This is a genomic window from Nocardioides koreensis (assembly GCF_039531775.1).
Lineage (GTDB): Bacteria > Actinomycetota > Actinomycetes > Propionibacteriales > Nocardioidaceae > Nocardioides > Nocardioides koreensis.
The window spans coordinates 244,217-257,350 of record NZ_BAAAQR010000004.1 but is presented as its reverse complement, the minus strand read 5'-3'; the positions used below and the strand labels follow the sequence as shown (position 1 = coordinate 257,350).

At 69.2% G+C, this 13,134-nt stretch carries 11 protein-coding genes; all 11 read right to left on the bottom strand.

The features are described 5' to 3' along the window. The gene (gene mltG / locus ABD268_RS09285; protein ID WP_344150426.1) at nucleotides 1-1,224 is read right to left on the bottom strand and encodes an endolytic transglycosylase MltG; all 1,224 of its coding nucleotides are present in this window, start codon (nucleotides 1,222-1,224) and stop codon (nucleotides 1-3) included. Further along, nucleotides 1,221-1,682: a Holliday junction resolvase RuvX gene (gene ruvX, locus ABD268_RS09280; RefSeq protein ID WP_344150423.1), complete on the bottom strand. Its 462-nt coding sequence runs from the start codon at nucleotides 1,680-1,682 to the stop codon at nucleotides 1,221-1,223. The genes mltG and ruvX overlap by 4 nt, the downstream gene beginning before the upstream one ends. Further along, on the bottom strand, nucleotides 1,679-4,363 hold the full coding sequence (gene alaS, locus ABD268_RS09275; RefSeq protein WP_344150420.1) for an alanine--tRNA ligase: 2,685 nt from the start codon (nucleotides 4,361-4,363) through the stop codon (nucleotides 1,679-1,681). The genes ruvX and alaS overlap by 4 nt, the downstream gene beginning before the upstream one ends. Then, on the bottom strand, nucleotides 4,363-4,707 hold the full coding sequence (locus tag ABD268_RS09270) for a DUF6167 family protein (RefSeq protein WP_344150417.1): 345 nt from the start codon (nucleotides 4,705-4,707) through the stop codon (nucleotides 4,363-4,365). Before ABD268_RS09270 ends, alaS begins: the two co-directional genes overlap by 1 nt. Then, entirely contained in the window at nucleotides 4,704-5,213 is a 510-nt protein-coding gene (locus tag ABD268_RS09265) for a hypothetical protein (protein ID WP_344150414.1), read from the bottom strand. Before ABD268_RS09265 ends, ABD268_RS09270 begins: the two co-directional genes overlap by 4 nt. Nucleotides 5,214-5,224: 11 nt before the next feature. Next, on the bottom strand, nucleotides 5,225-6,514 hold the full coding sequence (locus ABD268_RS09260; RefSeq protein WP_425573701.1) for a replication-associated recombination protein A: 1,290 nt from the start codon (nucleotides 6,512-6,514) through the stop codon (nucleotides 5,225-5,227). Nucleotides 6,515-6,653: 139 nt separating this feature from the next. Then, nucleotides 6,654-7,943, bottom strand: a complete 1,290-nt coding sequence (locus ABD268_RS09255; RefSeq protein WP_344150411.1) for an ABC transporter ATP-binding protein — start codon at nucleotides 7,941-7,943, stop codon at nucleotides 6,654-6,656. After that, on the bottom strand, nucleotides 7,943-9,046 hold the full coding sequence (locus ABD268_RS09250; RefSeq protein WP_344150408.1) for an ABC transporter ATP-binding protein: 1,104 nt from the start codon (nucleotides 9,044-9,046) through the stop codon (nucleotides 7,943-7,945). Before ABD268_RS09250 ends, ABD268_RS09255 begins: the two co-directional genes overlap by 1 nt. Continuing rightward, complete coding sequence (locus tag ABD268_RS09245) at nucleotides 9,043-10,050, bottom strand: ABC transporter permease (RefSeq protein WP_344150405.1); 1,008 nt, start codon at nucleotides 10,048-10,050, stop codon at nucleotides 9,043-9,045. The genes ABD268_RS09250 and ABD268_RS09245 overlap by 4 nt, the downstream gene beginning before the upstream one ends. 111 nt (nucleotides 10,051-10,161) lie before the next feature. Next, entirely contained in the window at nucleotides 10,162-11,922 is a 1,761-nt protein-coding gene (locus ABD268_RS09240; protein WP_344150402.1) for an ABC transporter substrate-binding protein, read from the bottom strand. A 65-nt stretch (nucleotides 11,923-11,987) separates the two neighbouring features. Next, nucleotides 11,988-13,016 (bottom strand): ABC transporter permease, encoded by a 1,029-nt coding sequence (locus ABD268_RS09235; protein ID WP_344150399.1) that lies wholly within the window; start codon nucleotides 13,014-13,016, stop codon nucleotides 11,988-11,990. Nucleotides 13,017-13,134 lie beyond the last annotated feature (118 nt).

The following is a 13,134-nucleotide window of genomic DNA, read 5'->3' as shown; positions in this document are numbered from 1 at the left end:
TCAGCAGGCGCCCGCCGACTCGGTGGCGCAGTACTGCCGCAGCTCGTCCTTGTACTGGAGAAACTCGTCGTAGGTCGTGGCGAACATGGTCTCGCCCGTCTTGAGGTTGACCGTGACGTAGTAGTACCAGTCGCCGTCACTGGGGTGGGTCGCCGCGTACAGCGCGTCGTCCCCGGGCGCCTCGATCGGGGTCGGCGGCAGGCCGGGCCGCTGGTAGGTGTTGTACGGCGAGTCGATCTGCGTGTCCGAGGTCGTCGGCACGGCGGTCAGGTCGTTGTCGGCGGCGTAGTTGATCGTGGCGTCGATCTGGAGCAGACCGTTGGTCTCGTCCCCCTCGAGCCGGTTGTAGATGACCCGGGCGATCTTCGGCATGTCGTCACCGCGGCCCTCGGCCTCGACGAGGCTGGCGACGGTCATCAGCTCCGCGGGCGTGTAGCCCAGCTGCTCGGCCGCGCCCTCGAGATCCGCGTCGTCGGCCGCCTGCTTCCACCGGTCCACCATGTCCTGGAGGATCGACTTCGGCGTGGCGTCGGGGCCGAAGTCGTAGGTCGCCGGGAAGAGGTAGCCCTCGGGGTTGCCCTTCGCGTACCGCGGCAGCCCCAGGCTGCCGGGCGCGTCCAGCACCTTCTCGAACGCCGCCTGCTTGAAGTCGGTGTTGTCCGCCAGGATGCTGACGATGTCGGTGACGCGCAGCCCCTCCGGGATGGTCACCGTGTCCTTGATCAGGTTGTCCGGGTTCGCGAGCACCGTGACCGCGTCGGAGGCCCTCATCTCCTTCTTCAGCGGGTAGAAGCCGGGCTGGATCACCGAGCTCCCGGCCGCCGCGGTGAAGGCCCCGACGGAGGCCACCACGCCCTCCGCCTTCAGGTTGCGCCCCATCGCGGAGATGCTGTCGCCCTCGTGCACCTCGAAGGTGAGCTTGCCGTGCCCCGGCCCGGCGAAGTCCTCCGGATCGGCGAACTGGTCCTTGATCATGCCGACGCCCTTGGTGACCACGAACGCCGCGCCGCCCACGACCACCACGAGCGCGACGATCACCGCCAGGCAGCTCTTCATGGTGCGACGCTTGCGGCGACGTCGACCGCCGTGCATCGGCACCACGTCGTCCTCGCCCGGGTCGGCAGAGGTGCCCACGACCTCGTCGTCGTGGGGAGCCCGCGGCGGTGGGACGTACTGCCCCTCCTGCTCGGCTGCCTCGGGGTGCGCTTCGTCGTGATGGGTCACTCGTTCGTCTCCTCGACGATCTCGCCGGGCGCGGCCCCCGTCGCGCGTTCGGTGTCCAGTGCGTGCTGCAGGATCAGGACGGCCGCTGCCTGGTCGACGACGGCCCGTCGTTTGCCGCCCTTGCGGCCCCGGTCGCGCAGCATAGCCTCCGCCGAGACCGTGGTCAGCCGCTCGTCGCACAGCCTGACCGGGACGGGGGCCACCCGTCGCGCCAGCTTGGCCGCGAACTCCCGCGTCTTGACGGCCGCCGGGCCCTCGCCTCCCGACAGCGATCGCGGCAGCCCCACGACCACCTCGACCGCCTCGTCCTCGGCGACCAGTGCCGCGATCCGGGCCAGGTCGCCCTTGCCGCGCCGGACGGTCTCGACCGGGGTCGCGAGGAACCCGCTCGGGTCGCTGCGCGCGACGCCGATGCGGGCGTCCCCGGGGTCGATGCCGAGACGGACGCCGAACCTCAACCGATCGCCTGACCGGTGGCCCGGGCGACCTCGGTACGGACCAGGGCGAGCGCCTCGTCGATGCGGGAGGTGTCGGTGCCACCTCCCTGGGCCACGTCGTCCTTGCCGCCGCCGCGACCGCCGACCAGCGGGCCGATCGCACGGACCAGCTCGTTGGCGCTCACGCCGCGGTTGCGGGCCTCGTCGTTGACCGCGGCCACGACCGACACCTTGCCGTCGGTCCCGGCGCCGATGATGACCACGGCGCCGGCCTCCCCGACCGGGAGACGTCCGCGGACGTCCAGGGCGAGCGTGCGCACGTCGCCACCACCCGCGCCGTCGGCACGGTGCGCCACGACCTTCACGCCACCGACGTCCGTGGCGGACGCCGCGAGCTCGCCACCGGCCGCCAGCAGCTGGCCGAGCCGGACCTTCTCGATCTCCTTCTCGGCGGTGCGCAGCTTCTCGACGATGTCGTGGACGCGCTCGGGCAGCTGCTCGGGGCGCACCTTGAGCGCCTCGGAGAGCTGGGCCACCAGCACGTGCTCACGCGCCAGGAAACGGTAGGCGTCGCCACCCACCAGCGCCTCCACGCGGCGTACGCCGGAGCCGATGGACGACTCGCCCAGCAGCTTGACCACGCCGAGCTGGCCGGAGCGGTGCGCGTGGGTGCCACCGCAGAGCTCGCGCGCCCAGTCACCGACCGAGATCACCCGGACCTCGTTGCCGTACTTCTCGCCGAACAGCGCCATCGCGCCGGACCGGACGGCCTCCTCCTGGGTCATCAGCTCGGCGTGCACGGCCAGGTCGGCCAGGACCAGGTCGTTGACCCGCGCCTCGACGTCTTGCATGACCGAGGTCGGGACCGCGCCGGTGGCGGAGAAGTCGAACCGGAACCGGCCCGGAGAGTTCTCCGAGCCCGCCTGGGTCGCGGTCTCGCCGAGCGCCTCGCGGAAGGCCTTGTGGACCATGTGGGTCGCGGTGTGCGACCGGGAGATGGAACGCCGGCGCTCGACGTCCACCTTCGCGTGCGCGCCGAGGCCGGGCGCGACCTCCCCGGACAGCACCAGCGCCTGGTGGACGATCAGCCCGGTCACGGGCGACTGGACGTCGCGCACCTGCAGCAGCGCGCCGTTGTCGAGCTCGATGACACCCTGGTCGGCGAGCTGCCCGCCACCCTCGGCGTAGAACGGGGTGCGGTCGAGGACCAGCTCGATCTCGTCGCCCTCGCGGGCCGACGGCACCACGCCGCCCGCGGTCACGATGCCCCGCACCGAGCCCTCGCTGACGGTGTCGGCGTAGCCGGTGAACTCGACGGCCCGGCCGAGCGAGTCCGCCACCTCGCGGTAGGCGCGGGCGTCGCGGTGCTGGCCCTTCTTGGCCTTCGCGTCGGCCTTCGCGCGCTCCCGCTGCTCGGTCATCAGACGACGGAAGCCGTCCTCGTCGACGCTGAGCCCCTGCTCGGCGGCCATCTCGAGGGTCAGGTCGATGGGGAACCCGTAGGTGTCGTGCAGCGCGAACGCCTTGTCGCCGGACACCTGCGAGCCGCCGCCGCGCTTCACCTCGGTGGTCGCCAGGTCGAAGATCGCGGTACCGGCCTTCAGCGTCTGGCGGAAGGCGTCCTCCTCGGCGAACGCGACGCTGGAGATCCGCTCCCAGTCCCGGTGCAGCTCGGTGTAGGTCTCCCCCATCTTGTCGCGGCTCATCGGCATCAGCTCGGGGAGCGCGCGGTCCTCGTAGCCGAGCAGCCGCATGGAGCGCACGGCGCGGCGCAGCAGCCGACGCAGCACGTAGCCGCGGCCGTCGTTGCCGGGGGTGACGCCGTCACCGATCAGCATCATCGACGACCGGATGTGGTCGGCCACGACCCGGAACCGCACGTCGTCGCCGGGGTTGGCGCCGTAGCGGCGGCCGGTCAGCTCCTGGGCCTTCTCGATCACCGGGAACATGACGTCGATCTCGTACATGTTCTCCTTGCCCTGAAGGAGGAACGCGACGCGCTCGAGGCCCATGCCGGTGTCGATGTTCTTCTTCGGCAGCGAGCCGGCGATGTCGAAGTCCTCCTTGGACCGCACCGCGCTCAGCTCGTCCTGCATGAAGACGAGGTTCCAGAACTCCAGGTAGCGGTCCTCGGCGCTGAAGTCGCCGTCAGGACCGTACGCCGGGCCGCGGTCGATGAGGATCTCCGAGCAGGGACCACCGGGTCCGGGCACGCCCATGGACCAGTAGTTCTCCTTCTTGCCCAGACGGATGATCCGCTCGTCGGGCAGGCCGGTGATCTTCCTCCAGAGCTCGACCGCCTCGGGGTCGTCGTCGTACACGCTCGGGTAGAGCTTGTCCTCGGGCAGCCCGAAGCCGCCGTCGGCGATCGGGCGGGTGACGAGCTCCCAGGCGAGCTCGATGGCGCCGTCCTTGAAGTAGTCGCCGAACGAGAAGTTGCCGCACATCTCGAAGAACGTGCCGTGCCTCGTGGTCTTGCCGACGTCCTCGATGTCCGGGGTCCGCACGCACTTCTGCACGCTCGTCGCGCGGCGGTACGGCGGGGTCTCCTGACCCAGGAAGTAGGGCTTGAACGGCACCATGCCGGCGTTGACGAACAGCAGGTTCGGGTCGTCGAGCAGCAGCGAGGCAGACGGCACCGCCGTGTGTCCGTTTCGCTCGAAGTGAGCGACGAACCTCCGGCGAATCTCCGCGGTGTCCATCAGTGGCTGCCTTCCTGATCCTCGGTGGTCGACGCTGCCTGACCGTCGGTGGTCGAGCTTGTCGAGACCACACCGTGTGCGTTCGTGTCGGCGGCGGCCCGGTGCCGTCCGCCCTCGAGCTGGGGAGCTCCATCAGGCACGAGGCCGTAGCGCTGCCGCAACTCGGTTTCCTTCTCGACCCGGCCCTGGGCCACCTCGTCGCGGAACATCCTGGCGCCGACCTCGAGACCGTTGAGCCGGTCGCGAAGACCGTCGACGGTCAGGGCCTCGGCGGCCCGGCGGCCACGCACCATCGCGTAGACACCTGCCCCGGCCCCGGCGACGAACCAGAAGCCTCGACTCATGCTGCGTCCTCGTCCGCGAGCCGCGCCCGCTCGGTGGCCCGCACCTGCTGGGCGAGGTCCTTCATCTCGCGACGCCGCCGCTTGCGCGCGGCACGGATCTCCCGCTTGACCTCGAACCGGATCCGGTTGCGCGTCTCGGGGGCCAGGGCGCGGCGCAGGCCGTGGGCCAGCGAGGCGGTCTTCACCACCGTCTCCCGGAGGACGAGGTCGGCGAAGAGCGTTCCGTCGACCCGCGGCGCGCCGACGACCGCACGGCTCTCGTCGGGTTCGCGCTCCTGCTCACCGAGGTGCGTGATCACGTAGCCCGCCTCGATCCGGGGGCGGGCTGCCGGTTCGGCCAGCCGCCTCTCGATCTCCTCGACCTGCGCGCGCAGCGCGGCGGCCTCGGCGCGCGCCTCCCGGAGCTCGCGGGTGGTCCGGGCTCTGCCCCGCACCAGCAGCAGCACGAGGACCACGGCGAGCAGGGACAGCGCGCCGATGACGGCGGGCACGATCCACTGCTGCATGGTGCCCGACCCTATCGCGCGCGTCGGGACGTGCCGCTCCTCGGCCCGGAGCCCCGCACCAACCGCCGGATCCGCTCCCAGCGCTCCTTGACCGCGGCCTCGGCACCGAGGGCCGTGGGCCGGTAGTACTCGGCGTCCGCCACCACGTCCGGGGCGTACTGCTGCTCGGCGATGCCGTACGGCTCGTCGTGGCTGTACTTGTAGGTGCTGCCGTGCCCGAGCTTCTTGGCGCCGGAGTAGTGGGCGTCGCGCAGGTGGGCGGGCACCGGCCCGATCTTGCCGGCGCGTACGTCGGCCGTGGCGGCACCGATGGCGGTCGTCACGGCGTTCGACTTGGGCGCGACCGCCAGGGCGATCGTGGCCTGCGCCAGGTTGAGCCGGGCCTCGGGCATCCCGATCAGCTGGACGGCCTGGGCCGCGGCCACCGCCGTCGTCAACGCGGTGGGGTCGGCCAGGCCGATGTCCTCGCTGGCGAGGATCACCAGCCGTCTGGCGATGAAGCGCGGGTCCTCCCCCGCCTCCATCATCCTGGCCAGGTAGTGCAGGGCGGCGTCGGCGTCGGAGCCGCGGACCGACTTGATGAAGGCGCTGGTGACGTCGTAGTGCTGGTCGCCCTGGCGGTCGTAGCGCACCGCCGCCTGGTCCACCGCGGTCTCGGCGGTCTCCAGGTCGACGCTGTCCAGGCCTCGCGACGTGGCCGCGCCCGCGGCCGCCTCGAGGTAGGTGAGCGACCGTCGGGCGTCCCCTCCGGCGAGGCGGACGAGGTGGTCGAGGGCGTCGTCGGCCACCGACAGCCGGCCGGCCAGCCCGCGCTCGTCGGCGATCGCCTGCGCGAGCACGCCCCGGACGTCGTCGTCGGTCAGTGACTCGAGCCGCAGCAGCAGGCTCCGCGACAACAGCGGCGAGATCACCGAGAAGAAGGGGTTCTCGGTGGTGGCGGCGACCAGCGTGACCCACCGGTTCTCGACGCCCGGCAGGAGGGCGTCCTGCTGGGCCTTGCTGAACCGGTGCACCTCATCGACGAAGAGCACCGTCTCCCGGCCACCGCCGACCAGCTCGGCGCGCGCGGCGTCGATCGCCGCCCGCACCTCCTTCACGCCCGCGGAGACCGCCGAGACCTCCACGAACCGGCGGTTCGTCTGCTGGCTGACGATCGAGGCGATCGTCGTCTTCCCGGTCCCCGGGGGCCCCCAGAGCAGCAGCGACATCGACTGGTCACCCTCGATGAGCCGGCGCAGCGGCGCGCCGGGGGCGCGCAGCTGCTCCTGGCCCACGAGCTCGTCGAGGGTACGAGGACGCATCCGCACCGCGAGCGGTGCGGATGCGTGTGTGTTGGCGGCCAGTGACCCGCCGCCTCCACGAGGCGTGCCGGGTGCGTCGAAGAGTCCCTCCACACCGGTCACCGTAGGCGGTCGGTCGAAGACCGGTGCCCGCGACCGGTCAGGCGGACACCGTCTTCTGGGTCTTCACGTCGAACCACTCCTTCTCGAACCCCGGGTCGGTGCTGACCGTGGTGGCGGTCTCGCCGGAGACCGGGCTGCCCTGGCGGTCGACGCCGAGGAGGCCGGTGGTCACCGGAGCGGTGGGGTGATTCCCCAGCTCGCCGGGGAAGTGGCAGGCGACCTTGTGACGCGGCCCGATCTGGAGCAGCGGCGGCTCGACCTTGGCGCAGATCTCCTGTGCCAAGGAGCAGCGGGTGCGGAACCGGCAGCCAGACGGCGGGTTGATCGGGCTCGGCACGTCGCCCTCGAGGCGGATCCGCTCGCGCCGGCCACCGATCGCCGCCTGCTTGACGTCCGGCACGGCCGAGAGCAGTGCCTGGGTGTACGGGTGGTGTGCGTGGCCGTAGATCGTCTCGCGGTCGGCGACCTCCACGATCTTGCCGAGGTACATCACCGCGACCTCGGGGCAGAAGTGCCGCACGACGGCCAGGTCGTGGGCGATGAAGAGGAACGCCACGTCGAACTCGCGCTGGATGTCCTGGAGCAGGTTGATGACCTGCGCCTGGATCGACACGTCGAGCGCCGAGACGGGCTCGTCGGCCACCAGCAGCTTGGGGTTCAGGGTCAGGGCACGGGCGATGCCGATGCGCTGCCGCTGACCGCCGGAGAACTCGTTGGGGTACCGGTTGTAGTGCTCCGGGTTGAGGCCCACGACCTCCAGGAGCTCCTGGACGCGAGGCAGGATCTTGTTCTTCGGCACCACGTTGTGCACCGCCAGCGGCGCCCCCACGATCGCGCCCACGGTGTGCCGGGGGTTCAGCGAGGTGTAGGGGTCCTGGAAGATCATCTGCACGTTGCGGCGCAGCGGCTTGAGCTGGCGGTTGGACATCTTCGCGATGTCGTCCTCGCCGTCGCCGAACTTCATCGAGCCGCCGGTCGGCGTGTAGAGCCGGGTGATCAGGCGACCGGTCGTGGACTTGCCACAGCCGGACTCACCCACCAGGCCCAGGGACCCGCCCTTGGGCACCTGGAAGGAGATGCCGTCGACCGCCTGGACGTGGCCCACGGTGCGCCGGATGATCCCGGAGGACCTCACGGGGAAGTACATCTTGAGGTCCTGCACCGACAGCACCGACTTGGCGTCCGGGTCCAGCGTGGTCGCCGTGTGGCCCTGCTGGGCCACGTCGGCGAAGGTGAGGCCGGCAGCGCCAGCGGTCGGCGCCTCGGCCCCGTTGGTCGCGCCCAGGTCGGGGCGCTCTTCGCTCTTCTCGAGGTTCACGTCGGACATCAATTCTCCTCGACCAGCTCGGGCGCGATCTCGGGGAGCACCTCGGCCTGGTACACGGCATCGGGGTTGGCCAGGTGGCAGCGCTTCACGTGCCCTTCACCCCGGCTGCCGGGCGTCAGCAGCGGGAGCTCGGTCGAGCAGAGGTTGGCCGGCACCTTGTCGGCGTGGACGCACCGGGGGTGGAAGGCACATCCGGTGGGGGGGTTGAGCAGGCTCGGTGGGTTGCCCGGAATGGGGATCAGCCGAGCACTCGTGTCGGCCGCGACGTCCGGCACGCTCGAGAGCAGGCCCCAGGTGTACGGCATCTCGGGGTGGGTGAGGATCTCCTTGCCCGGGCCGTACTCCACCGCGCGACCGGCGTACATCACCAGCACGTCGTCGGCCATCTCCGCGATGACGCCCAGGTCGTGCGTGATGATGATGACGGCGGAGTTGAACTCCCGCTGGAGGTCCTGCAGCAGGTCCAGGATCTGGGCCTGCACGGTCACGTCGAGCGCCGTCGTCGGCTCGTCCGCGATCAGCAGTGACGGGTCGTTGATCAGCCCCATGGCGATCATCGCGCGCTGGCGCATGCCGCCCGAGAACTGGTGCGGGAAGTCGTCCACGCGGCGGTCCGGCTGCGGGATGCCGACGCGGTCGAGCATCTCGATCGCCTTGCGACGCGCGTCGCGCTTGGAGGCGTTCGGGTGGTGCTGGAGGTAGGCCTCGGCGAGCTGGCCCCCGATCTTGTAGAAGGGGTGCAGCGCCGCGAGCGCGTCCTGGAAGATCATCGCGACCTGGTTGCCGCGCAGCTTGCGCATCCGCGACTCGCTCAGCCCGACCACCTCGGTGCCGTCGATACGGATCGAACCGGTGATCTTGCTCGACTTCGCGTCGTGCAGGCCGAGGACGGCCATGCTCGAGACCGACTTGCCGGAGCCCGACTCACCCACGATGCCGAGCGTCTTGCCCATCTCGACGGAGTAGCTCAGGTCGGTGACCGCGGTCACCGCACCGTCCTCGGTCGGAAAGGTGACCGTGAGGTCCTCGACCACCAGGAACGGCTCGGAAGGATCTCCGCCGGTGCGCTTCGGGGCGACGGCGGTGCTGGTCTGCTCGGTCACGAAAGCCTCACCCTCGGGTCCAAGATGCTGTAGACGACGTCCACCACGATGTTGCTGACGATCAACATCGCAGCGGAGAACAGGGCCGTGGCCTGCACGACCGGCAGGTCGCGGCCGTAGACGGCCTCGAGGCTCCACCAGCCGATCCCCTGGATCTCGAAGATACGCTCCGTGAAGATCGTGCCGGCGAGAAGGGTGCCGAACTCGATGCCGAAGATCGTGATGATCGGGACCAGCGCCGCGCGCAGTCCGTGCTTGTAGACCACCGTCCGCGCCGGCAGGCCCTTGGCCTTGGCCGTGCGGATGTAGTCCTCGCTCAGCGTCTCGACCATGGCTCCGCGCGAGTAACGCGTGTAGGTCGTGCAGCCGAAGATGCCCAGGGCGACCCAGGCCAGGAACAACCCGGAGAACCACTTGGCCGGATTCTCGGTGATCGGGAAGTACCCGGTGTCGCTGACGCCCGGTAGCTCGAAGATCACCGTGAAGTAGAGCCAGGTCAACAGCGCGAACAAGTAGTAGGGGATCGAGCTGAGGAACAGGAAGCTGGAGACCAGCGCCTTGTCCGACAGCGATCCGCGTCTTCGGGCTGCTGCCACCCCGATGGGCACGCCGAAGAGCAGGTAGAGGGCACCGCCGCCGATGGCGACGGAGAAGGTCGCGGGCAGCCGCTTCTTCATCTCGTCCCACACCGGCACCTTGGTGCGGTAGGAGTAGCCGAGGCACGGCGCGTGGCACGGGTAGGTCGACGGGCCGATCTTGATCTCTCGGCCGACGAAGATCCCCTTGACGTACTTGCCGTACTCCTCGTAGACGGGGTTGTCGAAGCCCAGGCTGTGCTCGTAGCGGGCCAGGCGCTCGGGGGTGCAGTGGTTGCTGGTCTCGCGATCACAGATGGGCTGGGCCGGGCTGGAAGGGCCGTACCAGAACAGCAGGAAGATCGCCATCGAGACGAGGGCGATGACCACGACACCGGCAAGCACGCGCTTGACGACATAGGCAAACATCGGGGGGACTCTCTCCGGTCAGGAAAAACCGCGGGCCGGCAGGTGGGGGCTCCCAGTGTCCTGGGAACCCCCACCCGTCAGTTGTGTCTCAGATCAGCTCAGGGGAGCTGATCACTGCATGACGTACAGGTCCTTGTAGTCCGGCGCACCGATCTGGCCGTCGCCAGCGGGGTTACCGATCTTGGACCCGAACACGTACAGGTCGTTGCGGAAGGCCGTGGGGATGATCGGGAAGTACTTGGTCCCGATCTCCTCGTCCAGGGCACCCCACTCGTCGGCCTGCTGCTCGAGCGGCATGGTCGGGATCTCCGACATCTTGTCGTCGATCGACTTCTCGGAGAACTGCGCGGTGTTGTACGCAGCACCCGTGCGAACCAGCGGCGGGAGCATGGTCAGACCCGACGGCCAGTCCGAGCACCAGTTGACGCCGCGCATGTTCAGGGTCTTGTTGACCTTGTTGTCGGGGTCCAGCCAGATGTTGTACGGCGAGTCCTGGACCGGGATGCCCTTGACCGTGAAGCCGGCCTCCTGCATGCCCTTGACGAGGACCTTCTGACCGGCGACGGCCAGCGGGTCGGGCTCGTAGTAGACCATCGTGATCTTGAACTCGCCCGGCTCGTAGCCGGCCTCCTTCAGCAGCTCCTTCGACTTCTCCGGGTTGTAGGTGAACTGCTCACCGTCGACGAAGTAGTCGTGCTTGCCCGCCATGCCCGGAGGCATGATCGAGTTCGCGGGAACGCGCGTGACACCCGGGACCTCACCGGTGGCGAGCCACATGTCCTGGTAGGGGTACGCGTAGGCGATCGCCTTGCGGACGTTGATGTCGGTGATCTTGGTGTAGTCCGGCGACAGGAAGCTGGTGCACTGCGAGGACTGCTGGACCAGGCGGTCACCGAGCTCGGTGTTCGCACGGTCGTAGTTGTTCGAGCCCAGGGCGTTCGACAGAGAGGTCTGCGACTCGGTGTTGTCGCTGAGCATGATCTGGTCGACCTTGGCCTGGTCCTGGTTGAACTTGAAGATGAACTTGTCGGCGTACTGGTGACGCGCCGGGTCCGTGTTGGGGTCCCACTGGTCGTTCTTGACCAGGACGAGCTCCTCCTGCGGGCGGAAGGACTCCACCTTGTAGGGGCCGTTGGACATGATGTGCTTGCCGTAGTCCGGCGGGGTGCTGGCCTTGCCGAGCGGCACCGGGCCCATGGCCATGAACGCGCCCCAGTAGTCCATGTCCGGGAAGGTCTTGGCCATCTTGATGGTGACGTCCTGGCCGTCGACCGAGACCCCGTCCCACTTCTTGCCCTTGTCGGTGTAGGGGCCCTTGTACTCGCCCGCACCAGAGAAGTAGCTCTGCGAGTACTCCGTGCCCGGACCGGCCGGGAAGGTGTCGGAGTCCATGGAGCGCTGGATGCCCCAGGCGACTTCGTCGGCGGTGACCGGCGAGCCGTCCTCCCACTTGGCGTCGTCACGAATGGTGAAGGTCCACTCGGTGAAGTCGTCGTTGGGGGTACCCAGGTCGGTGGCGAGGTCCGGGACCAGCACCATCTCGCCCGTCTTCGGGTCGCGGGAGTACTGCGTCAGCGAACGGCTCGTCAGCGCCTGCTGGATCGAGTTGCCCGTGACCGACCAGCCGTCGGTCGGGTCCATCGAGTCAGGGCCCGGGTCGCCGGGCAGGTACACCGTGATCGTGCCACCGGCCGTCGCACCCTCGACGTCGGCGGCCGGAGCCTGACGCTCCGGGTCCTTGGTGACCTCGGCCGCGCCGGTGTAGGTCCTGTCTGCCTTCGGGTTGCCGCCGTCACTACCCGAGCCGCCACACGCGGCCAGGGCGAACAGCGCAGCACCGGCGACTACCGCCAGTGGCTTGGTCCGTCTCATTGTCCAGCCTTTCTTTTCATGAATCGCGTCCCCGAGGAGAATCGAGGACGACGTCTGTGGTCGCGTCAGCGACGTGTCTTCGGGTCGAGCGCGTCGCGGATCGCGTCCCCGAGGAGGTTCAGGGCCAGCACCAGCGCCACGATCCCGATCACCGGCTCCCAGAGGTAGAGCGGGTAGGACTCGAAGAACGGGGTGGCCTTGTTGATCGTCTGGCCCCAGGAGATGCCCGAGGTGACACCGATGCCGAGGTAGGCGAAGCCGGCCTCGGCGGCCACGAAGGTCGGGAGCATCAGGGAGATCGACACCACGATGGGCGCCGCCAGGTTGGGGAGCAGCTCCTTGAGGAGGATCCGCCGCGCCGGCATCCCGATCACGCGGGCCGCCTGGACGAACTCGCGCTCACGCAGCGAGAGCACCTCGCCGCGGATCAGGCGGGCCACACCCATCCAGCCGAAACCGGCCAGGACCACGATCAGCGCCCAGAACTGGATGCGCGGGTAGTTGTCGCTGGCGTTGAAGTTCTGGTTGATGATCGGCGCGATCACCAGGCCGGCCAGCAGGAACGGGATCGTCAGGAACAGGTCGACCAGGAACGAGATCGACTTGTCCACCACGCCGCCCACGAAGCCGGCGATCAGCCCGAGGAAGATGCCGAAGACCGAGGCGAACAGCGTCGCCGTGAACGAGATCTCCAGCGACGTGCGGGCGCCGTACACCCAGTAGGCCAGGTTGTCGGTGGCCGACTGCGGCGCGATGCCGAAGGGGTGGTCGATGGTGAAGCCACCGTTGGGCGGGCCGTACTCCGGGAGCGGGAGGCCGCCACCCAGGGTGTCGAGGTACTGGCTCGGCAGCACGGTGTCGGTGCTCACGTTGAAGATCGAGCAGATCGCGCCCGCGAAGACCGCGACCAGCACGAAGATCACGACGACGAACGCGCAGACCAGTGCGATCTTGTCGCGGGCCAGGCGGCCCATCGCGATCCGCATCGGCGACTTGCCGGTGATCGACTTGGCTTTCGTGCTGTCCTGCGGCTGCTGCGGCGGCTCGTCGCTGAGGTGTCCCAGCGTCTCGGGCCCGGCTGTCTGTGCCGACATGCTCTCCCCATCAAGGTCTGAGGTCAGGGATCTCCCGACCTGCGCCATGCGCGCCGAAGCGAGACTCTATGTGACACGGACCGCACCCGCGATCACCCTCGCGTAACGATCTGGTCTC